The sequence below is a fragment of the Mesorhizobium sp. A556 genome (assembly GCF_054489545.1).
Genome location: NZ_JBTMXA010000010.1, coordinates 25,806 through 48,826 on the forward strand (window position 1 = coordinate 25,806; position 23,021 = coordinate 48,826).

The 23,021-nt window shown below is 60.0% G+C and carries 27 protein-coding genes, 5 pseudogenes and 1 other annotated feature; of the genes and pseudogenes, 18 read left to right on the top strand and 14 right to left on the bottom strand.

Annotation, left to right across the window (positions count from 1 at the left end):
• Positions 1-9: 9 nt before the first annotated feature.
• The 3 genes from ACX3P0_RS18365 to ACX3P0_RS18375 are packed head-to-tail and all read right to left on the bottom strand — an operon-like array spanning position 10 to position 1,449.
• A complete protein-coding gene (locus ACX3P0_RS18365) occupies positions 10-492 on the bottom strand; it encodes a MarR family winged helix-turn-helix transcriptional regulator (protein WP_459090695.1) in 483 nt (160 codons plus the stop codon).
• Positions 493-642: a hypothetical protein gene (locus ACX3P0_RS18370; RefSeq protein WP_459090697.1), complete on the bottom strand. Its 150-nt coding sequence runs from the start codon at positions 640-642 to the stop codon at positions 493-495. It abuts the gene before it with no gap.
• Between the two features lie 15 nt (positions 643-657).
• Positions 658-1,449: a cyclase family protein gene (locus tag ACX3P0_RS18375; RefSeq protein ID WP_459090699.1), complete on the bottom strand. Its 792-nt coding sequence runs from the start codon at positions 1,447-1,449 to the stop codon at positions 658-660.
• A gap of 94 nt (positions 1,450-1,543) precedes the next feature.
• On the opposite strand from ACX3P0_RS18375, the gene ACX3P0_RS18380 reads away from it, so the two are divergent.
• From ACX3P0_RS18380 to ACX3P0_RS18405, 6 genes are all read left to right on the top strand, one after another.
• Complete coding sequence (locus ACX3P0_RS18380; protein WP_459090701.1) at positions 1,544-2,113, top strand: hypothetical protein; 570 nt, start codon at positions 1,544-1,546, stop codon at positions 2,111-2,113.
• Positions 2,097-2,822 carry a GntR family transcriptional regulator gene (locus tag ACX3P0_RS18385; protein ID WP_459090703.1) on the top strand — a complete coding sequence of 242 codons (726 nt, stop codon included), beginning with the start codon at positions 2,097-2,099 and terminating at the stop codon, positions 2,820-2,822. The genes ACX3P0_RS18380 and ACX3P0_RS18385 overlap by 17 nt, the downstream gene beginning before the upstream one ends.
• Positions 2,823-3,135: 313 nt before the next feature.
• Positions 3,136-4,275, top strand: a complete 1,140-nt coding sequence (locus ACX3P0_RS18390; protein ID WP_459090705.1) for an aminotransferase class V-fold PLP-dependent enzyme — start codon at positions 3,136-3,138, stop codon at positions 4,273-4,275.
• Between the two features lie 98 nt (positions 4,276-4,373).
• Entirely contained in the window at positions 4,374-5,165 is a 792-nt protein-coding gene (locus ACX3P0_RS18395; protein WP_459090707.1) for an ABC transporter substrate-binding protein, read from the top strand.
• 110 nt (positions 5,166-5,275) lie between these two features.
• Positions 5,276-5,953: an amino acid ABC transporter permease gene (locus tag ACX3P0_RS18400; protein WP_459090709.1), complete on the top strand. Its 678-nt coding sequence runs from the start codon at positions 5,276-5,278 to the stop codon at positions 5,951-5,953.
• Positions 5,954-5,995: 42 nt separating this feature from the next.
• Positions 5,996-7,279, top strand: a complete 1,284-nt coding sequence (locus ACX3P0_RS18405) for a cysteine desulfurase-like protein (protein ID WP_459090711.1) — start codon at positions 5,996-5,998, stop codon at positions 7,277-7,279.
• Positions 7,280-7,577: 298 nt separating this feature from the next.
• Here the strand turns inward: ACX3P0_RS18405 and ACX3P0_RS18410 are convergent.
• Together ACX3P0_RS18410 and ACX3P0_RS18415 are read right to left on the bottom strand one after the other, a co-directional pair.
• Positions 7,578-7,804, bottom strand: a pseudogene (locus ACX3P0_RS18410) (IS110 family transposase); the annotation flags it as partial.
• An 11-nt stretch (positions 7,805-7,815) separates the two neighbouring features.
• Positions 7,816-8,112: a GNAT family N-acetyltransferase gene (locus ACX3P0_RS18415; protein ID WP_459090713.1), complete on the bottom strand. Its 297-nt coding sequence runs from the start codon at positions 8,110-8,112 to the stop codon at positions 7,816-7,818.
• Between the two features lie 185 nt (positions 8,113-8,297).
• On the opposite strand from ACX3P0_RS18415, the gene ACX3P0_RS18420 reads away from it, so the two are divergent.
• The 3 genes and pseudogenes from ACX3P0_RS18420 to ACX3P0_RS18430 all read left to right on the top strand — a co-directional run bounded on the left by ACX3P0_RS18420 (position 8,298) and on the right by ACX3P0_RS18430 (position 9,332).
• On the top strand, positions 8,298-8,603 hold the full coding sequence (locus ACX3P0_RS18420) for a carboxymuconolactone decarboxylase family protein (protein ID WP_459081188.1): 306 nt from the start codon (positions 8,298-8,300) through the stop codon (positions 8,601-8,603).
• 90 nt (positions 8,604-8,693) lie between these two features.
• Positions 8,694-8,912, top strand: a pseudogene (locus ACX3P0_RS18425) (TSUP family transporter); the annotation flags it as partial.
• 177 nt (positions 8,913-9,089) lie between these two features.
• Positions 9,090-9,332, top strand: coding sequence for a hypothetical protein (locus ACX3P0_RS18430; RefSeq protein ID WP_459090715.1), 243 nt, complete (start codon positions 9,090-9,092; stop codon positions 9,330-9,332).
• A 338-nt stretch (positions 9,333-9,670) separates the two neighbouring features.
• Here the strand turns inward: ACX3P0_RS18430 and ACX3P0_RS18435 are convergent, their stop codons facing one another.
• Entirely contained in the window at positions 9,671-10,264 is a 594-nt protein-coding gene (locus tag ACX3P0_RS18435) for a TetR/AcrR family transcriptional regulator (RefSeq protein WP_459090717.1), read from the bottom strand.
• A gap of 239 nt (positions 10,265-10,503) precedes the next feature.
• Here ACX3P0_RS18435 and ACX3P0_RS18440 point away from each other — a divergent pair, with 239 nt between their 5' ends.
• From ACX3P0_RS18440 to ACX3P0_RS18455, 4 genes are read left to right on the top strand one after another with little or no spacing between them, the layout of a single operon-like run.
• Complete coding sequence (locus ACX3P0_RS18440; protein ID WP_459090719.1) at positions 10,504-11,493, top strand: DMT family transporter; 990 nt, start codon at positions 10,504-10,506, stop codon at positions 11,491-11,493.
• A gap of 10 nt (positions 11,494-11,503) precedes the next feature.
• A complete protein-coding gene (locus tag ACX3P0_RS18445) occupies positions 11,504-12,208 on the top strand; it encodes a glutathione S-transferase family protein (RefSeq protein ID WP_459090721.1) in 705 nt (234 codons plus the stop codon).
• A 23-nt stretch (positions 12,209-12,231) separates the two neighbouring features.
• Positions 12,232-13,113 (top strand): glutathione-dependent disulfide-bond oxidoreductase, encoded by an 882-nt coding sequence (yghU, locus tag ACX3P0_RS18450; RefSeq protein WP_459090723.1) that lies wholly within the window; start codon positions 12,232-12,234, stop codon positions 13,111-13,113.
• The gene (locus ACX3P0_RS18455; protein ID WP_459081194.1) at positions 13,110-13,916 is read left to right on the top strand and encodes an SDR family NAD(P)-dependent oxidoreductase; all 807 of its coding nucleotides are present in this window, start codon (positions 13,110-13,112) and stop codon (positions 13,914-13,916) included. The genes yghU and ACX3P0_RS18455 overlap by 4 nt, the downstream gene beginning before the upstream one ends.
• Before the next feature lie 168 nt (positions 13,917-14,084).
• Here the strand turns inward: ACX3P0_RS18455 and ACX3P0_RS18460 are convergent, their stop codons facing one another.
• Entirely contained in the window at positions 14,085-14,726 is a 642-nt protein-coding gene (locus tag ACX3P0_RS18460; protein WP_459090725.1) for an NrsF family protein, read from the bottom strand.
• Position 14,727: 1 nt separating this feature from the next.
• The gene (locus tag ACX3P0_RS18465; protein ID WP_459090939.1) at positions 14,728-15,264 is read right to left on the bottom strand and encodes a sigma-70 family RNA polymerase sigma factor; all 537 of its coding nucleotides are present in this window, start codon (positions 15,262-15,264) and stop codon (positions 14,728-14,730) included.
• Between the two features lie 193 nt (positions 15,265-15,457).
• On the opposite strand from ACX3P0_RS18465, the gene ACX3P0_RS18470 reads away from it, so the two are divergent.
• Complete coding sequence (locus ACX3P0_RS18470; RefSeq protein WP_459081230.1) at positions 15,458-16,165, top strand: DUF1223 domain-containing protein; 708 nt, start codon at positions 15,458-15,460, stop codon at positions 16,163-16,165.
• A gap of 79 nt (positions 16,166-16,244) precedes the next feature.
• Entirely contained in the window at positions 16,245-16,529 is a 285-nt protein-coding gene (locus ACX3P0_RS18475; protein WP_459081196.1) for a pentapeptide MXKDX repeat protein, read from the top strand.
• Positions 16,530-16,661: 132 nt separating this feature from the next.
• Positions 16,662-16,714, bottom strand: a sequence feature (sul1 is cis-regulatory element that is thought to sense ions involved in sulfur or methionine metabolism; They are found in Alphaproteobacteria).
• A 415-nt stretch (positions 16,715-17,129) separates the two neighbouring features.
• Here the strand turns inward: ACX3P0_RS18475 and ACX3P0_RS18480 are convergent.
• On the bottom strand, positions 17,130-17,624 hold the full coding sequence (locus tag ACX3P0_RS18480; protein ID WP_459090727.1) for a MarR family winged helix-turn-helix transcriptional regulator: 495 nt from the start codon (positions 17,622-17,624) through the stop codon (positions 17,130-17,132).
• Positions 17,625-18,382: 758 nt separating this feature from the next.
• Between ACX3P0_RS18480 and ACX3P0_RS18485 the strand changes: the two genes are divergently transcribed.
• Together ACX3P0_RS18485 and ACX3P0_RS18490 are read left to right on the top strand one after the other, a co-directional pair.
• Positions 18,383-18,871, top strand: coding sequence for a YkgB family protein (locus ACX3P0_RS18485; RefSeq protein ID WP_459090729.1), 489 nt, complete (start codon positions 18,383-18,385; stop codon positions 18,869-18,871).
• 359 nt (positions 18,872-19,230) lie between these two features.
• A pseudogene (locus tag ACX3P0_RS18490) lies at positions 19,231-19,515 on the top strand (glutathione S-transferase family protein); the annotation flags it as partial.
• Positions 19,516-19,554: 39 nt separating this feature from the next.
• On the opposite strand, the pseudogene ACX3P0_RS18495 reads toward ACX3P0_RS18490, so the two are convergent.
• The 3 genes and pseudogenes from ACX3P0_RS18495 to ACX3P0_RS18505 form a co-directional block, all read right to left on the bottom strand.
• Positions 19,555-19,701 (bottom strand): annotated as a pseudogene (locus ACX3P0_RS18495) (IS1595 family transposase); the annotation flags it as partial.
• 8 nt (positions 19,702-19,709) lie between these two features.
• Positions 19,710-20,582 (bottom strand): NmrA family NAD(P)-binding protein, encoded by an 873-nt coding sequence (locus tag ACX3P0_RS18500; RefSeq protein WP_459090731.1) that lies wholly within the window; start codon positions 20,580-20,582, stop codon positions 19,710-19,712.
• Between the two features lie 42 nt (positions 20,583-20,624).
• Positions 20,625-21,047, bottom strand: a complete 423-nt coding sequence (locus ACX3P0_RS18505) for a DoxX family protein (protein WP_459090733.1) — start codon at positions 21,045-21,047, stop codon at positions 20,625-20,627.
• 125 nt (positions 21,048-21,172) lie between these two features.
• Between ACX3P0_RS18505 and ACX3P0_RS18510 the strand changes: the two genes are divergently transcribed.
• Positions 21,173-22,078, top strand: coding sequence for a LysR family transcriptional regulator (locus tag ACX3P0_RS18510; RefSeq protein WP_459090735.1), 906 nt, complete (start codon positions 21,173-21,175; stop codon positions 22,076-22,078).
• Positions 22,079-22,198: 120 nt separating this feature from the next.
• Here the strand turns inward: ACX3P0_RS18510 and ACX3P0_RS18515 are convergent.
• Positions 22,199-22,546: pseudogene (locus ACX3P0_RS18515) on the bottom strand (transposase); the annotation flags it as partial.
• 286 nt (positions 22,547-22,832) lie between these two features.
• Positions 22,833-22,988, bottom strand: a complete 156-nt coding sequence (locus tag ACX3P0_RS18520; protein ID WP_459090737.1) for a TetR/AcrR family transcriptional regulator C-terminal domain-containing protein — start codon at positions 22,986-22,988, stop codon at positions 22,833-22,835.
• Between the last annotated feature and the right edge of the window lie 33 nt (positions 22,989-23,021).

A 23,021-nucleotide genomic window follows, 5' to 3' on the forward strand; every position in this document is an offset into this window, starting at 1 on the left:
GCCTGTGGATCAAATGTCGTGCAGACGGATGTTCGTCAGCATCTTCTGCAAGGTCGTGATCAGCGCCGCGTATTCGGCGTCATCGATCCCGTCGAACATCGCCTCGAACGCATCGTGCATCGGCGGCCAGGCGTAGTTGAATTGGGTGCGGCCGTCATCGGTCAGGAAAACCTTGCGCACCCTGCTGTCCGTATCGCAAGGCTCCCGCCGCACCAGCCCCTGCGCCTCCAGCACGTCCAGCGTACGGCTGAGCGTCGATTGCTCGATGACAGTGTAGACCGCCAGGTCGTTGACGGTGACGCCGTCGGCAACCGACAACACGGCCAGCGTCCGCACCTGCGGAATGGTCAGGCCCTGGTTGCGAAAATCATCGCGCAAGGTCGCGTTGTAGCGCCCCATGATGCGGTTCATCAGATAGGGTGCGAATTGCTGCAGGCCGATCTGACCGAGCGTCGAAATGCGCTGCTTTCTTTCCGCCGGCTTCTGTTCCATCTAAAACCTCCCCGCCAAGAGAAAGCCCGAACCGCCACGAAGCCTCGGAAGGATCGAGGCATCGCCGCCGATGCGGTCCAGCATCTTGTCGCCCTTGGGTGACAGCATCGAGATGCCGCTTCCAAGGACGATGTGATCAAGATGATCCATGGCGACCGCCGATGATCAGCCCTTGTGGACCAAAGCCAGCGCGCGAATCGGGCTGCCGGTGCCTTGCTCGATCTTGAGCGGTGCCGCGATCAGGATCGCGCCTTTCGGCGGCAGGCGGTCGAGATTGCACAGGCTGGCCAGGCCGTAGCGATTGGCCTTGTGCATCAGGCTATGCGCGGGGAATGGCGGCTCCATGCCACCGGCCTTGCCGGCGTCGGTACCGATCGTCTCGCTGCCCCAGCCCTTGATCCCCTTGTCGATGAGATAGATGATCGCTTCGGCGGTCGGCCCAGGCGTATGCGGTCCGGTCTCGTTGGCGTTGAGGAATTCGGCTTCCGAGCCGTTGCGCTTGTACCAGTCGGTGCGCATCACCACCCATTCGCCGGCATTAATAGTGCCGTGCTCGGCTTCCCACGCCTTGATGTGATCGACGGTGAGCAGGAAATCGGCGTCGGCCGCCGCTTCCTTGGAGCAGTCGATGACATTGACCGGCCCGACGAAATTCTGCACCGGAATGGTGTCGGTGGCGCCGTCCGCGTAGTCCTTGCCGGTGATCCAGTGCTTGGGCGCATCGAAATGCGTACCCGAATGCTCGCCCAGCTTCAGCCAGTTCCATGCCCACCACGGACCGTTCTTGTCGTAGGCCGAAATGGTATGAATCTCGACCTTGGGCGTATCGACCGCGAGTTCCGGCGGCAGCTTGATCAGCGGCGTATCCGGGCCGAGCGACGCTGTCAGATCGACCACCTCGATGCCGCCCGAAAGAAGCTGAATGGCGACTTCGCCCAGAAGTTTTTGCGATTCCATGAGTCCGTTCCTCCCTGTGGGGCGCGATGAAAGCGGCCCGTTTTCCCTGGTAGGCTATTAGACGAAAACATATGCATCTGCAATTAGTTTAAGCATGAAGGAAATGGGGTTTCGCGATAGAAACATGCGGCACCACCGTTATGAATATGCAAATGAATTTAAAGCGCCCGGTTTGAATGCCTGTCCGCAGCCAATTGCCCACCAGCGCCGCATTCGCCTTCATCATGCGCCCTTAGGCGGCGGTCACGCTACAATTGAGCCAAAAAACGCGCCGAAAACTCCGTCAAATGCCGGAAAACCGAGGCGCAACCAGGAAAAAAGGCAAAAACCAGCCAAAACGGCCGCAAAAATCCCGAGAATTCATCCATTCGCAGCCGCCAAAACAATTGCGCGGCGAACCCTCTCGTGTGAAAAACTGTCGCCACAGGCGGGAATATTGAAAACACTTCCATCGCGTTTGGTCGGTTACCGCCTTGGCAAGTGCGGCTGTAGGCGGGCGTTTCGGAACCGCCTACATCGACGAAAAACGCTTGCCCGCACCAATGTCTTGGCGATTTCCCCGATGTGTGATCAGATGATCACGCCGTTCGCGGAGCACTATGCTTCGATTTCTCATATTCGGGGCGGGAAGGGAAGCGAGGCCGGTTTTGAGTTTGGTATTTGAACCGGTGTCAGGCCGCAGCACGGTCCAGGACGGCGTTTATCAGCAGCTTCGCCACGCCTTGATGGTCGGCAGCTTCGATCCGGGGCAGACGCTCACCATCGCGTCTCTGGCCGAGGCTTTCGGCACGTCGAACATGCCGGTGCGCGAGGCACTGCGCCGGCTCGCCGCCGAAAACGCGTTGGAGATTTCGCAGAACGGGTCGGCCTGCGTGCCTATCGTCACCCGCGCGCGGCTCGACGATCTGTGCCGGGCGCGTCTCGCCGTCGAGGGGCTGGCAGCCGAACTCGGCACGCCGCGCCTGAGTGCCGCCGACATCGCCACCCTGCAACAGATCACCGCCGAGCAGCAGGCGATCGGGCGCAACGACAGCATCTATGAGCTGATTTCCAAGAACCAGCAGTTCCATTTCATCATCTACCGCGCCTCCGGCTCCGACGTGCTGTTCCAGTTGATCGAAACGCTGTGGCTGCGTTTCGGCCCCTATATGCGCCTGCTTTCCAAACACGTCGCGCCTTCCATGCGCGCCGGCACGATGGAGCCCTCGGGGCGGCACGGCGTCATCATCGCGGCGCTGAAGGAGCGCGATTTCGTGCGCGCCCGCGACGAAGTGGTCGCCGACATACGGACCACGCAAGAGACATTGCAGGCGCTCTGCCCGGAGGTTCCCGAGCCAAAGCAGGTCAACTTTGCCGCATTTGGCAAGGGCTGACACGGCCTCACCGGCAATCGGCGAGCACTAGAGCGTTTGGAATCCACCCTGCCGGTCATCTGGCGCAGTTTCTGCGCTTCCGGTGCTCATACTGTAGACGCTCCGCTCGTCGCCTATCGCGCCGCCGAAAACCGCGTCATCTGCCTCGACAGGGGGAATTATCAAACGGCCTCCAAGCGCAAAGACCAAGCTTTTCCAACGGTTGCGCGACACCGCCAACCGCTTTCCTGCAAAACGCCTGCCCATTCTCAACGACCCCAGTTGATCCTCGATGAATTCTGTGATCACATGATCACAGAACCGGGAACGTGGCATGTCAGGTTATTTTCTCTATCATTCGATCGGCACGTTTCCGGGCAAAGCCGAACGCATGGTCACGGCCCTGTCCAAGTTTTCCGCTATATGGTCGGCTGAAAACGATGGCCAGTGGCCGGCGTCCCTCGCAGCCCGTCAACGCTTCATCGACGCCTGGAGCCTGTTGATCGACGCGCCGAAGAACTCTCTCACCACAGCCGAAAACGTGACGGCAGCGCTTTACAGCCTAATCGGAGGCTTGCCGCGCGAGCGGCTGGCAGGGAAACGCCTGCTGGTGGCCGGCGATTGTTTTCCGAGCCTGCATTTCCTGCTTGCCGGTTTAGCCGACCGTTTCGGCTACACCCTCGACACCGTGCCGCTTCGCCCCGGCGAAAGCTGGGTCCGCGACGAGGACTTTTTGGCGCACTGGCAGGACGATGTCGGCCTCGCCTTGTTGACCTTCGTCACCTCCACCGCTTCGCACCGCTGCGACGTGAAGCTGCTTGCCGCCCATGGCCACAAGATGGGCTCGCTGGTCGGCATCGACATTACCCAAGGGGTTGGGGTCGCGCCCTTTTCCGTTGCTGCAACGCCCGTCGATTTTGTCGTCTCGAGTTCGCTGAAATGGCTGTGCGGCGCATCGGGCGCCGGCATTCTACAGGTCGCGCCCGATCTGCTGAAAACCTGCCAGCCGGAACTGCGCGGCTGGTTCAGCCAGGAAAACCCGTTTTCGTGGGATCTCGACCGCTTCGCCTTTGCTTCCGATGCGCGCCGTTTCGATCATGGCACGCCGGCCATCCTGGCCAGTATCGCCTCCTTGCCCGGCCTCGATTGGGTCATGCAGACCGGCATCGACACCATTGCCGCCCGCAACGTCGCCATGAGCGAAAAGATCATCGGCCATGCGCTGGAAAACGGATGGGCTGTGCGCTCGCCGCTAAATGCCGCGCAGCGCGGCGGCAGCGTCATGCTAACCTTGCCAGCCGGCATCGACCCTGTCGCGGTGGTGGCGAGGTTGCGCGCCGAGCAGCTCTATTGCGACGCGCGCGGTTCCACGCTCAGGCTTTCGCCGGGTCCGGTCACCGACGACGCATCCATCGACGCACTGCTTGTCACCCTGCAAGACATCATCGGACGGGAGGAGCGCCGCGCTTCGTGACGGCAGGCATCGCATCGCCTGCAGCCCTTGAGAGCGGGGGGCTGGAAGTGGTGAAAACAAAAGGCCCGCAACGAATAACTGAACCAAAGGGAGAGAACATGTTGAAACGTCTGGGACTGATTGGCGTCGTGATCGCCGCAAGCGTCGGCTTCGCCGCGCCTGCCTTTGCCGACAAGATCGTGGTAGGCGCCTATCCGGCGAACCCGCCATGGGAATACAAGACCGAATCCGGCAGCTTCGAAGGCTTCGAAATCGATGTCGCCACCGATGTCGCCAAGCGCCTCGGCGCGGATATCGAGTTCCAGGATCTCGGCTTCCAAGCATTGTTTGCAGCGACCGCGTCGGGCCGCATCGACTTCGCCGTGTCGTCGATCTCGATCACCAACGAACGCCTGCAGAACCAGGCCTTCACGCAGCCCTACTATGACAGCGATGGCACCATCGTCGGCAAGGCCGACTCCACCCTCGCCTCGCTCGAGGACCTCAAGGGCAAGACCATCGGCGTCATCGCCGGCTCGACCGGCGACGCCTACATGAAGGAAAATGCCGAAAAGCTCGGCGTTACCGAAGTGAAAAGCTACAACGCCCAGCAGGATCTGCTGCTTGAAGTCCAGAACGGCCGTATCGATGGCGGCGCCGGCGAATTGGCCGGCTTCCAGTTTGCGATCCAGAAAATGCCGGCGCTGAAAATCCTCGTCCGCATCCCGACCGGCGAACGCTTCGCCATGATGACGAAGAAGAACCATCCGATGCTGGAAAAGGTCAACGGCGCCATCACCGAGATGAAGACGGACGGAACCCTTGCCGCCATCCACAAGAAGTGGTTCGGCGTCGATCCGGAAGCCGGCACCTCGACGGTCACGCCGGGCGAAATTCCGCAGGCTCAGTAAAAACAGCAGCGGTACCGGGCCAATCCATCGCGGCCCGGCACCCTCGCCTTCACAACCTTCCCCTATTGGCCCGCTATCGGCCATAGACCAGCTCCAACAAGGCCAAGCCCATGGAACTGATCGATACGTTCTTCAACTGGCACGTCCTGGTGCGGTCGTTTCCGATCCTGCTGCGCGGGCTTGGTAATACAATCATGCTCGGCTGCGCGGCCATCGCCTTCGGCATGCTAGCCGGACTGGCGATCTGCTTGATGCGCCTCTATGCGCCAAAGCCGCTGCGGCGTCTCGCCACCGCCTATATCGACATTTTCCGCGCGCTGCCGATCCTGGTCGTGCTGATCCTGATCTACTATGCGCTACCGTTCGTCGGCATCAGCTTCTCGTCCTTCACCTCGGCGGCGCTGGCGCTGTCGATGGTACTTGCTGCTTTCACCGCGGAGGTCTGCCGCGCAGGCATCGAGAATATCCCGAAAGGCCAGTTCGAGGCGGCGGCGACGCTCGGCCTGCCGTTCTGGACCTCGATGCGCAAAGTGATCCTGCCGCAGGCGATCCGCGTCGTCATTCCGCCGCTGACCAGCAATTGCGTGTCGGTGTTCAAGGATACCGCGCTGGCCTCCGTCGTCGCCATGCCGGATTTGCTGAAGCAGGCAACCGATGCGCAGGCCTTGATGGCCAATCCGACGCCGCTGATCGGCGCTGCCGTCATCTACCTCGCCATCCTTTGGCCTCTGGTGCGGCTGGTCGCTTACCTCGAAGAGCGCAGCAAGAAACAACTGGGCGCGCACTGACGCGCCATACCCCTACGAACGAATGAAAACAAGGAGAAGACCGTGAACCAGCATCTGACCCCGAAGGCGGAAGGCGCCGCCACTGAGAAATTCCCGGTCGAAACCATCCGCGCGATGTTCCCGGCACTACAGCAGGCTGGCGACTTCATCTTCCTGGATAACGCCGCCGGCGCGCAGATCCCGCAAAGCGTGCTCGACGCCGTCACCAATCATCTGGTCAGCCACAATGTGCAGCGCGGTGGCCGTTATGGCCGCAGCGTCACTGTTGACAAGACCGTAGCCGACGCGCGGGAAAGCGTGGCGCTATTGATCAACGCCTACGACCCGGCCGAGATCTGCTTCGGCATGAACGCCACTTCCTTCATCCGTCTGGTCAGCCTCGGCGTCGGCCAGATGCTCTCGGAACGCAACGAGATCATCATCACCGACATGGACCACGACGCCAACATCGCGACCTGGCTGGCGCTGGAACCGCTCGGTGCCACCTTCAAATGGTGGCGCATGCGCGACGACGGCAATCTGCACACCGACGATCTGAAAGAACTGGTGTCGGAGAACACGCGCCTCGTCGCCTGCACGGTGACGGCGCATTCGATCGGCTCCATAGTCGATGTAGCCACGGTGGCGAAGATCGCCCATGCGGCGGGCGCCGAGGTGTTCCTCGACTGCGTGCATTACGGCCCGCACAACCTGATCGACGTGCAGGCCTGGGATTGCGACTATCTCGTCTGCTCCGGCTACAAGAATTTCTCGCCGCATATGGGCTTCCTGTGGGGCCGGTTCGAGACGCTGAAGCGCCTGCCCACCTTCAAGGAAGATTTCATCCCCAACGAGCCGCCGCACAAGGTCGAGGCGGGCACCTTCATCTACGAGAACGTCGCCGGTATGGATGCGGCGGTGCAGTATCTGGAACTGGTCGGCCGCAATCTGGCGCCCGCCAACAACCGCTCGCGCCGCGAAAACATCGTCTGCGGCATGGCGGCGATCCGCGCCTATGAACTCGACCTGGCCCGCGCCATGCTGAAGGAGCTTAAGGATTGCGGCGCCATCATCTACGGTGTTTCCGACGAAGCCCGCATTAACGAGCGCGTGCCGACCTTCTGCTTCAATATCCCCAATTTGTCGCCGCAGATGGTCGTGGAGCAGATGTCGGACCGCCAGATCGGCATCCGCGACGGCCACATGTATGCGCCACGCCTGATGAAGCGCTTGAACCTGTCCATGGACAGCGGCGCCATCCGCGCCTCGCTGGTGCACTACAACACCCTGGACGAGGTCCGTCGCTTCGGCGAGGTCCTACGCGCGATCATCGCGGGAGCGGCCTGACCGAACAATCTGGCGCCAGCCGGAAGCTTGACGCGTTATCAGGAGAGCGCCAAAAATCTGTGAGCTGTTGGTAACTGGCGAACCGAAAGCTGGGTAGGCTTATTCTGCTGAAGATGTCAAAGCCGGATATGCCACCCATCACATCCTCATCGTTGCCGTACGCAGTATCCGTTCTCCAGCTCAGGATCCGTCTGCTCGGTCTGAGCCCGATGATCTGGCGACGTGTGTTGGTTCTGGAAGGCTTTGTTGCAACCGTTGACTGGAAACGTAAAGAGGCCTGCCTCGAGGCCAATTATGCGGCAGGCGGGATCAGCCGAACCGTATGACCGAGATTGCCGATTTCCCGTCCCCAATAATGGCTGCTGGAGCATGCTCGCAACCGTACAGTTTGGCTGTTTGGCAAAGAATAAAAAACTGATCGCGCCGTAATTTCTTGCGCAAAAGCACGCTGCCAGCCCCGTCAGAGCCATGGACCTGAAACACATTCTTCGCCAAATCCAGACCGATAATGCCAATCTCTTTCATGGTCGCCTCCTTCAAAAGGTGATCAACGTCTCCATTCTGGCACATCGATGCCGTCGGGGGGCGTCCACCCCATCACAACCCTTTGATTTCACGCATGTCTTTATCCCGAAACCGGTTCCCACTTTCGGGAGGCATGCTTTAGAACTTCGGTCTTCTCCCGGTGCGACGGTCATGACATCGGCCCAGTCCGGGTGCTTGCGATACTGCGCCCGGACATAGGGGCAAATCGGGATGATCTTGAGGCCACTCTTGCGCACATCTTCTATCATGTAATTGACCAGCGCCGGCGCGACGCCGGTGCCGCGCATCGTTTCTTATCGCCGAGCGGATAATCCTCCAGGGCCGCTTGGCGGATCCGATCGGTAACCCCAAGGGCCAGTGCTCCAAATAAGTTGATCAACCTTTCTGAAGATTGAGCCATTCGTCATTGCCTCATCCGTGCCACTCTTCTAAAAAGATATGCGTGACGCATACAAGTGAATAGGAGTTTTCCATGTTTGATATGAAAAATCTGAGCAAGCTCAAGAAGCTGGACGCAGGTGCGAGCGACGCAATGCAGGCGTTCTGGGCGTTTGATAAAGCCGCCTTTGCCGAAGGTGCTCTGACGGTCCAAGAAAAACAGTTGATTGCCGTCGCCGTCGCTTTGACGACACAGTGCCCCTATTGCCTCGAACTGCACACCAAGGCCGCCCGAGACGCCGGAGCGACAGACGCCCAGATGGCCGAGACTGCCGTAGTCGCGGCCGCGATCCGCGCTGGCGGCGCCATCACCCATGCAACCCACTTGTTCAAGGACTGATTTTCACGCTACCACGCTGCTCGGACTTGTCCCGTGCAAGCCATAACCCCTGGCGACCCGGCCGCGGTCGCCAGCCGAGCAGGGCATGTCATGGAGCCAGCGACCATCCTTTGGCTTTTCGTTGCCGCATTCGGGGCAAGTGCGCTTGGCGGCGTGCTCGGCATGACGAGCGGCATCTTCATCGTGCCTATCCTGATCCTGCTGTTCGGCGTCGATATTCACACGGTGGTCGGCGTGAGCATCGTATCGGTGATTGCCTGCTCCTGTGGCAGCGCCGCACCGTTCCTCAAAGGCCGACTGACCAATATATGATCAGGCCATGCTTCCGCTGCGCATGACGCGGCGTATTCCGATCGACCTGACGAAGAACCCTATCGTCAAGAGTCTCTATCTTTTCCTATCCAGCGCGGAGTCGCTCGCCGATGTATATCGGTCGTACGGTAACCAGTAGAGGAGCCAAATCCGGCGTCCCATGATCGCCGTGCCTTGGCACTGAACCTTACCGCTGCGGGCCGGGATCAGCGAGTTGCCCTGTTGGAACGGCGCCGCACGACGCTGGCCTCGATGCTCGATGGACTTTCGCTAGACGAGCAAGCCGCATTGGAACGTATCGCCCGGAACATGGTCGGCAAACTCCCCCAGGATGCCACATCGGCGCTCACCATCTGTCGGTTCTGCAACGAACTGCTCTGCGACGATTGCCCGATGGAAGCATTCGGAATTCTATAAGAGGAGAAGCTCACGAGCATGTGTGAAGCGTGCTCAAAGTGGTGCTAGTCGGCACGACGATCTGAAGTCCGATTTGAATGGTCTCCACTATGCGGTGGCAGCCAATAAAGCAGAGGACAATGGTTCAATTTTCGGAACGCCGAGCATGGCCTCCGGGATCTGTTTTGCGCTGGGAGCACACGCCGAAACGCGAGCGCTCAGACTCTATCATCTCCACACCCACGAGTGGTGGAGAACGCCGCCAGCTTCGGGGAAGAACCGTTGCGGATATGTATTCAATGGCCGGCGGGCGCGGCGGCGGCCGCATTGAAACTCGATATTGGGTTCAGCGGACAGCGTTAGCCACTGCGCTTAACACTGGTTCTCGGCACGTTAGGGCCTGCCGTGTCATCGAGAAGGGCCAGGGCCGGCGCCACGACGCCTTCCAGCAGTTCGCGCTCAGGCCTGACCCGCGCCAACACGCGCACACCCATCAGGACGCCGAGAAGATGTCTGGCGAAGTCTTCGGCCGGTATCGATGAGGTGACCGTACCGTCGGCCTGACCGGCTTGGACGCTAGCGAGGAAGAATACCTCGATACGCCTGAGCATCGCAGCCACGGTTTCCCGAAAATCTTTGTCATGCGGCGAGGCATCGAGCGCGGCGTTGACGAGCATGCATCCCTTGTGTTCGGGATCGGCCAGCGAGCGTTTGAGGACTTCCGCGAAAAAAGCGCCGATGGCTTCGCGCGGCGTCAGCTTTTCGCAGCGCCGAATACGCTCGGCGACACTGTCTTCGACATAATGGTTCAAGGCTTTCTCGAAGAGCGCACGCTTGTCGCCAAAGGCATTGTAGAGGCTGGCGCCGGTGATTCCGGTCCTGTCGATAAGGCCGCGGACGGATGTCGCCTCATAACCTCGGCGCCAAAAGCACTCCACCACAGCATTGAGCACGGCTTCTTCATCGAATTCCCGTGGTCTCGCCATCTCACCGCCATCCCAAAAATATCCGCGCCCGGCATCTTGCCATAACTGGCTTGCGGATGCATTTTAGAACAGTCGAACTAAAACTCAAGCGGCGGACGTAACGCGTTGGCCTCATCTCCAAAGGATGCCACGATGGGATCGCACCCGCAGCATTTTCGCTTTTTTGCAAATAGGAGAATGGCTCCGTCGGACTGGCCTGTAACCTCATGCGACCCGCGGTACCCAAAGGCCTATTAGGCCATGGCCAGCGATCCGGCCACAGCAGCGGCACCGACATCCGCGATACCCGCCTCGCGCAATGGTTGGATCGCTCACGAGTCATCGGCTTAGGTTGGGCTGCCGTGTCGGTCGCGATCTTTTCCGGCTGGTTCGTGGTGACACGCTTCAGCGTCACCCGAGAGTTGCGGATTTGGGACGTCACCGCGCTACGCTTCGGCATCGGAGCCCTCCTGCTGGCGCCTGCCCTCTTACGCCGGGGCTCACGACTGTCCCTGTCGGACTGGGGCGAGGGTCTGTTGTTCTCGCTGCTATGGGGAATGCCATTCGTCCTGCTCGTGGCACTCGGGCTTAAACTGACCTCAGCCGCTGAAGCGGCCTCTATCGCGCCGACGATGATGCCTATCTTTGCCGGCGTGTTCGCCTGGGCTTTCCTGAAGGAGCGGCAAGGACGGGTGCGTTGGCTCGGTTATGCAACGATCCTTGCCGGCCTGATCTGCCTTGTCGCGGCCGGCGCGGCCATCCATGGCTCGCCGAGCCTCGCGGGTATCGGCGCATTGACGGCGGCCGGCGCCATGTGGGCGCTCTATACGCTGCTGTTTCGCCGTAGCGGGCTGACACCGATACAGGCCGCAAGCCTGATCTGCATCTGGTCGGCCGCCCTGTTCCTGCCGGTCTACCTGCTGTTCGGCCTAAGCCGTCTCGATCACGCCTCCGTGAACGAGATCGCGCTTCAGGTGGCATATCAGGGCGTATTGATGAGCGGCGTCGCGATCGTCACCTTCAATCGCGCCATTTCCCTTCTCGGTGCTTCCGCCGCCACCGCCATCATCGCGCTCGTGCCCGCCGCCGCATCGATCCTCGCCATCCCCATTCTCGGCGAAATACCGTCCCCGGCCGAATGCGCCGCAATCGCCGTTATCGTCATCGGTGTGCTGCTGGCATCCAGCCGCACCGCCTCCCCCCGCCCGCAACCCTGAAGGAACCCCCATGATCCGCTTCTATTTTCACCCGACGCCGAACCCGGCCAAGATCGCCCTCTTTCTTGAGGATGCGGGCCTGCCCTACGAGGTGATCCCGGTCGATACCAGCAAGGGAGAACAGCACGCGCCTTCCTTCCTCACGATCAACCCGAACGGCAAGGTTCCGGCAATCGTCGACACCGAGGGGCCGGGTGGGAAGGAAGCTCGCGTCTTCGATTCCACCGCAATTCTGATCTACCTTGCCGACAAGACCGGCCAGTTCCTGGGCAAACCCGAGGACCGGCCGGAACTGCTCTCGTGGCTTCTTTTCATCGCCTCTGGCCTCGGCCCGTTCTCCGGTCAGGCCGTGCATTTCCAGTATGCGGCGCCTGAGGGCCTCGATTATGCGGTCAATCGCTATCGCCGCGAAGCAGAGCGCCACTATCAGGTGCTGAACGATCATCTTGAAGGGAGAAATTTCATCGTCGGCGAGACCTACACGATCGCCGATATGTCTGCCTGGGGATGGCTCGATCGTGCCTCGCGCGTCCTAAAGGGAACGGAAAATCCTTTTGACTCATTCCCAAACCTGAAACGCCTGTTCGAGGCAGTTGATGCGCGTCCTGCCGCCGCTCGCGCACGCGAAGTCGGCAAAGACCACGCCTTCAAAAAGGTCAACGACGAGGAGACCCGGCGCGCCCTCTTCCCGTCCAATTATTCTCCTGCTGCGTAAGCCAATTCTCCGGAGACTGCACGATGACCGACAATGCCAAATACACGCCGGCCGAAGTCTGGACCTGGGAAAAGCCCAGTGGCGGCCAGTTCGCCAGCATCAACCGGCCGATAGCAGGTCCGACCCACGAAAAGGAGCTGACCGTCGGTAAGCATCCGCTGCAGCTTTATTCGCTGGGTACACCGAACGGCCAGAAGGTGACGATCATGCTGGAAGAGCTTCTGGCCATCGGCCATAAGGGAGCCGAATATGACGCCTGGTTGATCAAGATCGGCGAGGGAGACCAGTTTGGTTCGGGCTTCGTCGAGGTCAATCCAAACTCGAAGATCCCGGCGCTGATGGACCGCAGCGGTGACACCCCGATCCGGGTATTCGAATCCGGCGCAATCCTGATGTATCTGGCCGAAAAATTCGGTGGCGCATTCTTGCCCAAGGAACAACCAATGCGGGCCGGAGCGCTGTCCTGGCTGTTCTGGCAGATGGGCTCGGCGCCTTTCCTCGGCGGCGGCTTCGGCCATTTCTACGCCTATGCACCCGTGAAGCTCGAATATCCCATCAATCGCTATGCTATGGAAGTTAAGCGCCAGCTCGACGTTCTCGACCGCCAGCTTGCCGTCAATGAGTTCGTCGCGGGCGGCGAATACACCATCGCCGACATGGCGATCTGGCCTTGGTATGGCGGGCTGGTGAAGGGCTGGCAGTATGGCGCAGGCGAGTTTCTCTCCGTGCAGGACTACAAGAACGTCATACGTTGGGCCGACCAGATCTTTGCACGGTCTGCCGTCGATCGTGCCCGCAAGGTAAACCGCACCTCAGGCGAACCGTCCAGCCAGTTGCACGAGCGTCATGACGCAAGCGATTTCGAGACAAGGACGCAGGACAAGATTGCCGAGGCAAAATCATGAACATCGAAGGCAAGCGTATCCTGATCACGGGCGGATCAAGCGGTATCGGCTATGCTCTCGCACAGGCGCTCCTCGCCAAAGGTGCGAAAGTTGCAATCAGCGGCAGGCGCGCCGATGGCGTCACGGCTGCCGTCCGGAAGCTCAGGGAGGGCGGTTCTGCGATCCATGGCATCGTCGCCGACGTGGCGACGTCGGACGGACGCGCGGCCACGCTCGACAAGGCCGTCGAGGCGCTGGGCGGATTGGACGTTCTCGTCAACAATGCCGGCGGGGTCCGGGCCGGGCGTCTGGAGAACACCTCCGAGGCCGACCTTCAGGCCATGATCGATGTCGATCTCGTGGCGCCGATCCTGCTGACGCGCTCTGCCCTGCCGGCGCTTCGGGCGAGTGGCGACGCGATGATCGTGGATATCTCATCCGGCATTGCCTTGGTCGGCGCGCCTTTCTATGCGACCTACGCTGCCGTCAAGGCGGGGCTTGCCCGCTTCGGGGAGGCGATGCGCCGCGAACTGAAGGGCGAAGGTATTCATGTGTTGACCGCTTATCCGGGCGGCACCGACACGCCGATGATGAAGTCGAACCGCGCCGGGCCGGACCTCGGCTTCTCGCGCGAGCCGGCTTCGGCGGTCGCCGACGCGATCGTCGAGGGTATCGAGGGTAATGTTCTGGAGGTGATCCGCGGCGGCGAGGCCCGCGCCCAGATGATTGCCCTCAATCGCGAAAACCCCGCTGCGATCGATGAGCGCTTTGTCGGCTTGAAGCCCGCGCTCGAGCAGGCGGTTAAAGATCATTCGGCGCTTTGAGCGAAGAAAACGCCAGTGTGAATCCGGTCGGCCATCCTGTCAGGCATGGGAGAAAAATCATCACCAACCGTGTCTTCGTACCCTGCCTAGCGGAATCGAATTCACCGGCACGCCACCGTCCATCGGGAGGGACCAGCCTCGCGCGTTGTACGAACGCAAGATCGGAACTCACCAGCGCAGTACCCGACCTCCTACCCATGCGCCAAGCAATGCGAGCATTGCGATAGCCAGCGTGTACCATGTTGCTACGAAGAAGGGCGAATCGTCTGGACAGTGTGCCGCGTAGAGTGTTGCCGCAATACCACCGGCAAGCAGGCCGGCTACGGCGCCGGCAAGGCGCGGGCGCGTCGGGGCACCATATCGCAGCGCAGCCAGGATCACCGCAAGCGGGCCGATGGCCATGAGGGGTATCAGGGTCATGCATGGGATGCTGTTTGTCCCGATCCAGCGTGACCACCATTCAACGGATGGGACCATGGTGAATTCGACCAATACGGCGGTGGCAATAATGGCGGGGGCGAGTAACAGCAAGGGGGCAAGGCCGGACCGCATCCGGCAGCCTGGTCGTGCCAGTGCGACCACGCTGGCAAATGCGGTAATGACGAGTGTGCCGTTGACAACAAACTTGAGTAGGAACCGGAAGGTCGTTGCCGCAGTGTGAATGTCCGGACGTGGGCCGATAAAGCCGAAGAATATGGAAGCTGCGATAATACCCGACAGGACGACAGCCCCTAGGAGCATCAAGGCCAGCGATGGTTCCGCTACCCGCGCGTCCTTTCCGAGCATCTTGATCAGTTCCTGCGTTTCCATATTAGCTCTTTCCAAACCGCTTTGCGATCGCACGTAAGCCGCGATGAAATGCCACCCGCACCGCGGCTTCCGTCATGTCGAGCGCGCTGGCCGTCTCGCCGATGGAGAGGCCCTTGATCGACAGCGAAGTAACGACGGCGCGCTGCGACGGAGCTAAACCTCCCACGGCCCGCTCGATGTCGCGCGGACCGACGGTCTCCTTTTCCGGTTCGGCCAGTATCTCGGAAAATTCCGCTATATCGACCTCCACCCTGCGGCCGCGCCGGCGAAATGCATCGATCATCTTGAAGCGTGCGATGGCAAGAACCCACGGCAAGACGGCCGCGTCTTGGCGCCACGTATGACGCTTCAGATGGATTGCAAGTAACGTCTCCTGCACCACATCCTCGGGATCTACACCGCCTTGGAAGGTCCTTCGCCTGGCGAAACCTCGAACCCGCGCCGCAACTTCGGCAAGGAATAAGGCATAGGCGGCTTCATCGCCTTTCATGGCCGCCCTCAGCAAACGGGCAAGTTCGGCTTCGTCGGCACCTCTCAATCGATACTCCCCGGTATTCGGTCGACGGCAGACTTTGTTACGCGCCGCGTTAAAAGTTGTCCAAATAAAAGGCGGGTCACGAAACCGTGACCCCTCAGATCGGTAACATCTGCGCCGTGCACGGCGAATGATTTTCATGAGCGATGTTCATAGCGATACCAAGCAAGGTCTGGCAGAAACAAGGAGACCGTCGATGTCACTACCGATCCCGAAGAGAGCACAAGTGCTCTATGCCGCCGCGCTGATCGCCATATCCGCCGGCGACGCTGCGTCCGCGAAAATGAAGCCTCTGACTGTCGTCGAACTTTTCACCAGCCAGGGCTGTTCCTCCTGCCCTCCCGCCAACGCCAATCTGGTAAAACTCGCCGGCCGTCCGGGCGTATTGGCACTGAGCTTTGGTGTGACCTACTGGGACTACCTCGGCTGGAAGGACAGCTTCGCAAAACCTGAGTTTACAACCCGTCAAATTTCTTACGAGCCGTCTTTGGGACGCTCGGGACCATTTACGCCCCAGATCGTCGTGGACGGAACCGTCGATACGGTAGGCAACCGGCTTGCCGACATCGAAGCACTCATTTCCCGCAGTCACACAGGCAACAAGCCCCTGTTATCTCTCGCCGCAAACAAGATCAGGATTGGCAAGGGAGAGGCTCCTGGCGGAAAGGCCGATGTATGGCTAGTGCGCTTCCAGCCGGGGATCGTTGAGGTGCCGATCGCCCGAGGCGAAAATACCGGACGCACCCTGCCGCACGCCAATGTCGTGCAGTCACTGACAAAGCTCGGCACATGGACGGGCAAAGCTGTCGTACTGCCACTGCCGACTGCCAGGGGCAGCCTTCGCACAGCTGTCCTCGTTCAAACGCCAAAGGGTGGACCGATCCTGGCTGCCACCACCAATTAGAAATTGCGCAAGGCCGCTCAAGCGGCACCGCATGTACCGGCCCGCCTCTCAGCGGGCCATTCAACCAGAGGAGACAACCATGACCAATCTTACCCGTCTGACGCTTCCAGCCCTTGCCTTCGCGCTTGCTTCGACGGCCCTTTTTGCCGGCGGCGCTGCCCGCGCCGAGGACGCAATGAAGCCTGCAGATTCCATGAAAACTGACGATGCCATGAAGCCCGCCGATTCTATGAAACCTGATGACGCGATGAAACCGGCCGATGCCATGAAGGCCGACAAGAAGAAAGACTGTATGGACAAAGCCGCCACGGAAGCCGATGCCATGAAAAAAGCTGAAGCTACCAAGGCCTGCGACAATATGTAAACAGAGCGCCTGGTGGCGACAGGCTCAGTTAATCAGTGACCTGCCTGAATTAGGCAACAGATGCGCCGAGATCGAATTAGGTAGGTAGGCTCAGGACCTATTACCGCTTATCGATAGGCCTTGATGCTTACAGGTTGTCCCGGGGATAGGCCCGGGCCAAGCCACTCGGAGAAACCGGGTCCAACAACGTAAGGTCACCAACCTACATTCATCTTTGCTGGAAGTGCGAAGGGACCGTTCTCCACAGCATTGGTGCAGCGAGGCTACCGCCTAGATCTTTGACTTTGTAGGCTGATCAGCGGACGCGCTCGGACACTGGCCTTGCGACCAGCATGTTGCGGTTGGCGATTTTGATGTGAATGGCGATCTCGTTCTGCTGGGCGCCGAATGTGCGGGATGTGAGTTTGCCGTCGTTGATCCTCTTGATGCGGGAGATGACGGTTTCGACCAGTGATCGTGTGCCGTATAGCTGCCACTTCGCGCGCCCGACCTGGCGCTTGGATAGATCAGGTCAATGAGCAAGTCGGAGATGCTGTCTTAATACCTGGCGAATGGAATCGAAAGCGCGACGTGTCGCTACAGGCCGCGATTGCGACCTTTCTACGCGTCGTCCCTCTTCTCGCGGTCTACACCTCGCTCATACAATTCGGCATCAATGGGGCAGTTCGTGCAACCCTCGTAGCAGCACAGGCGGCAGATGCGGTATGACTGCTCGAGGTTTTCCAAGCGATTGCGCAGAACGCGTTCAGCGATGTCCGATAAGATTTTCAGTTCGTCTGGATTAAGGATCGATAGCCCTTCGGCAATCACTTGATCGCGCGAGGACAGGACCTCGTCGCTCGCGACCGTGCCGGCTGGAGTAAGATAGAGGGATCGCGCGCGTCCGTCTGTCGAGTGCTCCCTACGCTCGATCATTCCCTCGGTCGCCAATCGATCCACCAGGCGAACGGTCCCTGCATGTGAAAGGCCCACCCCGACCGCAAGCATACGGATCGAGAGCCCGGGCTTGTGCGCGAGCAACGCCAGCGCTGAGGCGGCGGGTCCAGCTTCCGGCGCCCGCGATGAACTAGCGCGAACGATGTCGTCGCTGATCATGAGTGCGAACGCACCGAAAATATTTCGATCTCGAGGCCCATCCATTGCCACATCTATATGTGCGCGGAGCATAGACAGCAAGTCATACCATGGTCCTCTTCATCCGCGCGGGTTATCGACAAAGCTCTGTTTTAAAAGGGTTTCGGAGGATTTCGACTGATCGAGCGCGCCGAAAAAAACGGGTCCGGCTCGTCCAGGCCGCGGAACCGTTGATGCCTGGCGGCTATAGGGCAAGCCTCTCGGGGGGGGAATCGCCGTAGGTCGCGCCCGAGAATCACCGCGCGTCAGCGCCGTCATCCAGCTCGTCTGCTCTCGCTTTTCGTGTTGACGTTCGTGAGGCTTACGGATAAGTCTATGCGCGGCGCATACATAGTGGTGGTGTTCCATGCCTTCAATCTCATTGCCCGACGGGCGGAGCTTAAGGTTCAAGTGCGCGGTCGCTGAGCAAACCGCAGATGCGCGGCTAGCTGCGAAGCAAAAGGAGACGCGAATGACAGTTAAGGTCGCTATCAACGGCTTTGGACGCTTCGGACGACTTGAGCGCCTGCCCCATCAAGTCGAAATTCCGCGAGGTCGCGCGTTTGCTCGGTAAAGGCATCGCCGATGCCGATGGCATCGTGAGGTAGCGAAGCGCGAGCCAACAGCCATTCGACATCACTCGCTTATTATTATATGCGCAGCGCATATAATAATAAGCTGCCCGGTCGACAGACATCGTTCATGACGTTGCCACGAGACCCATTGTTGAGGAGTTTTAGATGACCATTTTCGACCGTTACGAATTTCTTGTCCCCGAGCACGACCGGAAGGATCTCGCCCTGCTTAGATGGGCTCTCGTGATCGTATTTCTGTGGTTCGGCGCGATGAAGTTCACAGCGTACGAGGCCTATGGTATCGCCCCGTTTATCGAACACAGCCCGATCATGAGTTGGCTGGGCATATTCGGGACGCAGGGGCAGAGCTATTTCATCGGCGTTATCGAGCTATCGACAGCTCTCGTTCTGATCCTTGGTGCATTTCGTCCACTCTTCTCTGCGCTCGGCGCACTGATGTCAGCGGCGACGTATCTGATCACGCTGACCTTTTTCATCACCACCCCCGGTGTCGCGGAGCCGACTGCCGGCGGCTTTCCTGCGATTTCGGCTGCACCAGGGCAGTTTCTACTGAAGGACGCAGTTCTGCTGGCGGCGTCCGTCGTGCTGCTGCTTGCTTCGGTCCGCCACAGAGGCGCGCTTGTGCCCTCGTGACTGTGGTCCTCTCGCGAAGGCGGATGCGCAAATCCTGCAGAACCTCCGCGGGGCATGGATGCTCCGTCGTGATATCCAGCCCGGCGGCGCTCAGCTGCATGGCAACGCAGACTCGCTCCCTTCGGCGAAGGCGCGCTCGCTTATAGAGAGAGCGGCATTCTCACACTGGCAGATGGCAGTGAATTCTCCGCGTATGCGCCGATCCTTGCCGGCCTGATCTGTCTTGTCGCGGCCGGCGCGGCCATCCATGGCTCGCCGAGCCTCGCGGGTAGCCTACGGGCGATCCCGGTCGATACCAGCAGGGCGAGCAGCACGCGTCTTCCTTCCGCGCGATCAACCCGAATGGCAAGGTTCCGGCAATCGTCGACACCGAGGGGCCGGGTGGGAAGGAAGCCCGCGTCTCCGATTCCACCGCAATTCTGATCTACCTTGCCGACAAGATCGGCCAGTTCCTGGGCAAACCCGACGATCGGCCGGAACTGCTTTCGTGGCTTCTTTTCATCGCCTCCGGCCTCGGCCCGTTCTCCGGTCAGGCCGTGCATTTCCAGTATGCGGCGCCTGAGGGCTTCTATTATGCGGTCAATCGTTATCGACGCGAAGCAGAGCGCCACTACCAGGTGCTGAACGATCATCTTGAAGGGCGAAATTTCATCGTCGGCGAGACCTACACGATCGCCGATATGTCTGCCTGGGGATGGCTTGCAGCGCGCCGCCGCGACCAGCAGTCGAGGCAGCATCGCTTTGAGTTCGAAGCGCCGATTGAAGCGGTACTGCGCTTCGGCCAGTTACCGTTCGGAGTACTTGAAGAAGCGAAACGCGTGGTAGGTTCCATCCCAGGTCACGCCGTCACGGCGTTCTGTGCAGCCTCGAATACATCGCGTGCGGACGTCGTACCCGCTACATGCTCCGTATCCTCGGCTCCGAGGTCCATCCATCCCGCGTTCACGGCCTCGAACATTTCTTCGGCAGCTCCAGTGTGGCCCTTCGGGATGCCGAACTGCTCGAACGCTTCCGACCACCCTGCACGCGGGACTGCAAAGGCTTTCACGTCGACCTTCAGGACTTCACCCAATTGCTCGGCGACTTGATCCGCGCTGACCATCGAACCAAGCTCGATGACGCGATGCCCTGGCCAGGCTGGCCCAGTCAAAAGGATTGCGACCTCTGCGCCGATGTCGTTGGTCGCGACCATGGTCGTTTTCCGGTCTGTCGGATTATTGTAGACTGGCAGCATTCCGCCTTGGGCGACATGAAAGCCGTAAAGGAAGTTTTCCAAGAAGCCGCCTGCGCGCACAAAGGCGATTGGCGATGTCATGTCGCGAAAACCTTGTTCCAGAAGCGACAGCGCCGTGATCATCCCGAGCCCGCTGGTTCTGTTGGCACCCATCGACGAAAGCGCAACCACTCGCGGCGGCGTTGCCTTGGTGAGCGCCTCGACATAGTTGGCAATCACGCCCTTTACTTCTTTGTAATCGGGCGAGGGCGCCCAGACAGCCGGCAACATGACGAACGCGCCGTCGACGCCCTCGAGCGCCCGCTCGATGGCGCTCGCATCGTTCCAGTCGCCGTCTACCAATTCAACGCCCTGGTTCGCCCAGCTTGACGCCTTCTCGCGATTGCGGACAAGCGCGCGCACTTCCTTGCCTTGTGCCAACAGATGTTGTGCCGTTGCACCACCGACTTGTCCGGTAATTCCCATAACTAAAAACATGCGTTTTCTCCTATTTTAGGGACAAGCAATGCCCCTGTTGGTTTAGCGGATGAGCGGCAAAAAGGCCCGGATACGGGGATCGCGCAGATAGAGGCCGCCCCATGTCATCGCGCCCAAAAGCAGGGAAATAAGTTCCGGCGGCGATCCCAACTCATCGATGCGGACATGGGCGCTAATTGCGCCTCCCAGAAAGCCAGTCACCAGGATCGCGCCGAGGACGGCGGTGGCCGGAATGGCGTAAAGGATGGCGCAGGCGAGTATGATCGGGCCCACGATACGGGTCAGGTCCATCGCGAACCCGGTTTCCTGCAACATGTTCGCGATCTGTGCCGGCGCGAAAAGCTGAATAGTGCCGTCTGCCACCAGAGCGATAACGACAAACGCGCTCATTATCCGGCCGGTCCACAGGGCGCGGTGCAAGGTCATGGCTTCAGGCACCTGGTGCAGGTTCATGGTTTCGGACATTTGTCATTCTCCGATGGGGTCACCTATCTTCGAGGCTTACTACTTACTGTGTCTATCAGGCATGATAAATACCGAGGAAATGAACCCACTGTTCTCTCTGTGGCGAACAATGCCGAGGCACGAAAATGCAGAATCTCGAACCCATCCTCATTTTCATAACGGTAGCGGAAATGGGGAGCTTCACCCACGCAGCCGATAGCCTGGGCATTCAGAAGGGAAGGGCCTCAACGGCGGTCCGGAAGCTGGAAGAAGATGTCGGTGTCAGGCTCCTGCACCGGACGACGCGCAGCGTGCAGTTGACGGAGGACGGACGCGCGTTTCATGCGCGTGCCCGCGATCTGCTTGCTGAAGTCGACGACCTCCACTCGATGTTCGCAGGCGATCACGTGGCCCTTCGTGGGCGTTTACGGGTCGATCTTCCAACCGAGGTGGCGCGCACAACGATCGTACCAGCCTTGCCGGAATTCATGGCGGCTCACCCTGAATTGGAACTGGAGGTGTCGAGTACGGATCGGCAAGTCGATCTGGTCCAAGAAGGGTTCGACTGTGTATTGCGACTTGGTCCCATCGGGGACGAGACGCTGATTGCCCGTCCACTGGGCAAGTTGCGCATGGTCAACGCTGCCAGTCCCGCCTATCTGGCGCGCCATGGCGTCCCTAGATCGCTAGAAGATCTCCAACGACAGGAACATCGGACAATTCATTTTTCGACAATGCTGGGCGCAAGACCCCATGGATGGGAATATCCCAACGGCGACAGCTACGCGACGCTTCAGTTGCCAGGTGCGCTACACGTCAACAGTGCGCAGACCTACGAAGCCGCTGCCCTCGCCGGTCTTGGCCTGATTCAGGCGCCAGTCTTGGGGATTGGCCGATACTTGGAGAGTGGAGCGCTTGTGGAGATCATACCCGATTTTCGTCGCCGGGCGATCCCTGTGTCCCTCGTCGTAGCACACCGGAACAATCTGTCGCGCCGAGTCCGCGCATTCATGAAATGGATCGAAGATGTGCTGACGCCGTATCTGGAATAGCGAGACGAACATCTTCGTCCGGCCCTCGAAATCAACATTCCGAAGTTACGTGTGCCGGTCGGCGGCCCCCGCGGTCCGACACTGAAACCGACGATCTTTGAAGTTCGGCATGAGATATCCTCAAACTTTTCCGCCTCTGTCTCCCTGGATTGATTCCAACGTTAGGAACCCTCTGTTTCGTGCGGCGATGATGTCATCGGGATGGGCTTTCCAGACGAATGGTGCGGGGCTGTCGGCATTGTATTCACGGATGAAGCGGTTGATGGCGGCCTGAAGATCGACGACGGAATGGAAGACACCATGCTGGAGCCTGCGTCGGGTGAGTTTGGCGAAGAAGCCCTCGACGGCATTGAGCCAGGAAGAGGATGTTGGTGTGAAGTGGAAGGTCCAGCGCGGTTGACGGTCGAGCCATGCGCGGACCTTGTCCTTTTTGTGCGCGGCGTAATTGTCGAGGATCACATGGATTGCCCTGTGCGCCACGAGTTCGTCGGCTTAAATGCGGCGATCGAGAAGGAAGCTTCGTCGTGCTGCTGAGGCTAAACCGCAAGACCGGTTTCGCAGACGAAACGAACAGCAAGGCGACAGGGGGGTTCACATCCTAATATGCCCGTCGGGATCGTGGGTATTGCGCGGCCGGATGCCTCGTGGTGGCACCTCATGTGGATCTGGCCCCGACGAACCGCCATCACGGATCTGGTCACCCCGACCATGCGTCAGGGGAAGGTACCCGACGTCGAAGGTCGTGGCAGACATTCTATTTGTCCCGACCGGATCGAACGCCGTTCAGGAAGATTGCCACTGCAGACTCGACCGCTTCCCGTGCCTCTTCGGCCGAGGGTGGCGGGCGCAGCCCCAGGACGACCTGCAAATGAAGGTTGTCGCGTATCATGCCGACGAATTGGTCGGCCATGCGCGGGGGTTGTGTTGCAACGTTTTGATTACG

Excerpts from the sequence above, each read along its gene's own strand:
- ACX3P0_RS18365 (WP_459090695.1), bottom strand. The coding sequence starts at position 492 with ATGGAACAGAAGCCGGCGGAAAGAAAGCAGCGCATTTCGACGCTCGGT.
- ACX3P0_RS18370 (WP_459090697.1), bottom strand. The coding sequence starts at position 642 with ATGGATCATCTTGATCACATCGTCCTTGGAAGCGGCATCTCGATGCTG.
- ACX3P0_RS18375 (WP_459090699.1), bottom strand. The coding sequence starts at position 1,449 with ATGGAATCGCAAAAACTTCTGGGCGAAGTCGCCATTCAGCTTCTTTCG.
- ACX3P0_RS18380 (WP_459090701.1), top strand. The coding sequence starts at position 1,544 with ATGAAGGAAATGGGGTTTCGCGATAGAAACATGCGGCACCACCGTTAT.
- ACX3P0_RS18390 (WP_459090705.1), top strand. The coding sequence starts at position 3,136 with ATGTCAGGTTATTTTCTCTATCATTCGATCGGCACGTTTCCGGGCAAA.
- ACX3P0_RS18395 (WP_459090707.1), top strand. The coding sequence starts at position 4,374 with ATGTTGAAACGTCTGGGACTGATTGGCGTCGTGATCGCCGCAAGCGTC.
- ACX3P0_RS18400 (WP_459090709.1), top strand. The coding sequence starts at position 5,276 with ATGGAACTGATCGATACGTTCTTCAACTGGCACGTCCTGGTGCGGTCG.
- ACX3P0_RS18415 (WP_459090713.1), bottom strand. The coding sequence starts at position 8,112 with ATGCGCGGCACCGGCGTCGCGCCGGCGCTGGTCAATTACATGATAGAA.
- ACX3P0_RS18420 (WP_459081188.1), top strand. The coding sequence starts at position 8,298 with ATGTTTGATATGAAAAATCTGAGCAAGCTCAAGAAGCTGGACGCAGGT.
- ACX3P0_RS18440 (WP_459090719.1), top strand. The coding sequence starts at position 10,504 with ATGCGACCCGCGGTACCCAAAGGCCTATTAGGCCATGGCCAGCGATCC.
- ACX3P0_RS18445 (WP_459090721.1), top strand. The coding sequence starts at position 11,504 with ATGATCCGCTTCTATTTTCACCCGACGCCGAACCCGGCCAAGATCGCC.
- yghU (WP_459090723.1), top strand. The coding sequence starts at position 12,232 with ATGACCGACAATGCCAAATACACGCCGGCCGAAGTCTGGACCTGGGAA.
- ACX3P0_RS18455 (WP_459081194.1), top strand. The coding sequence starts at position 13,110 with ATGAACATCGAAGGCAAGCGTATCCTGATCACGGGCGGATCAAGCGGT.
- ACX3P0_RS18460 (WP_459090725.1), bottom strand. The coding sequence starts at position 14,726 with ATGGAAACGCAGGAACTGATCAAGATGCTCGGAAAGGACGCGCGGGTA.
- ACX3P0_RS18470 (WP_459081230.1), top strand. The coding sequence starts at position 15,458 with ATGTCACTACCGATCCCGAAGAGAGCACAAGTGCTCTATGCCGCCGCG.
- ACX3P0_RS18475 (WP_459081196.1), top strand. The coding sequence starts at position 16,245 with ATGACCAATCTTACCCGTCTGACGCTTCCAGCCCTTGCCTTCGCGCTT.
- ACX3P0_RS18480 (WP_459090727.1), bottom strand. The coding sequence starts at position 17,624 with ATGATCAGCGACGACATCGTTCGCGCTAGTTCATCGCGGGCGCCGGAA.
- ACX3P0_RS18485 (WP_459090729.1), top strand. The coding sequence starts at position 18,383 with ATGACCATTTTCGACCGTTACGAATTTCTTGTCCCCGAGCACGACCGG.
- ACX3P0_RS18500 (WP_459090731.1), bottom strand. The coding sequence starts at position 20,582 with ATGTTTTTAGTTATGGGAATTACCGGACAAGTCGGTGGTGCAACGGCA.
- ACX3P0_RS18505 (WP_459090733.1), bottom strand. The coding sequence starts at position 21,047 with ATGTCCGAAACCATGAACCTGCACCAGGTGCCTGAAGCCATGACCTTG.
- ACX3P0_RS18510 (WP_459090735.1), top strand. The coding sequence starts at position 21,173 with ATGCAGAATCTCGAACCCATCCTCATTTTCATAACGGTAGCGGAAATG.
- ACX3P0_RS18520 (WP_459090737.1), bottom strand. The coding sequence starts at position 22,988 with ATGGCCGACCAATTCGTCGGCATGATACGCGACAACCTTCATTTGCAG.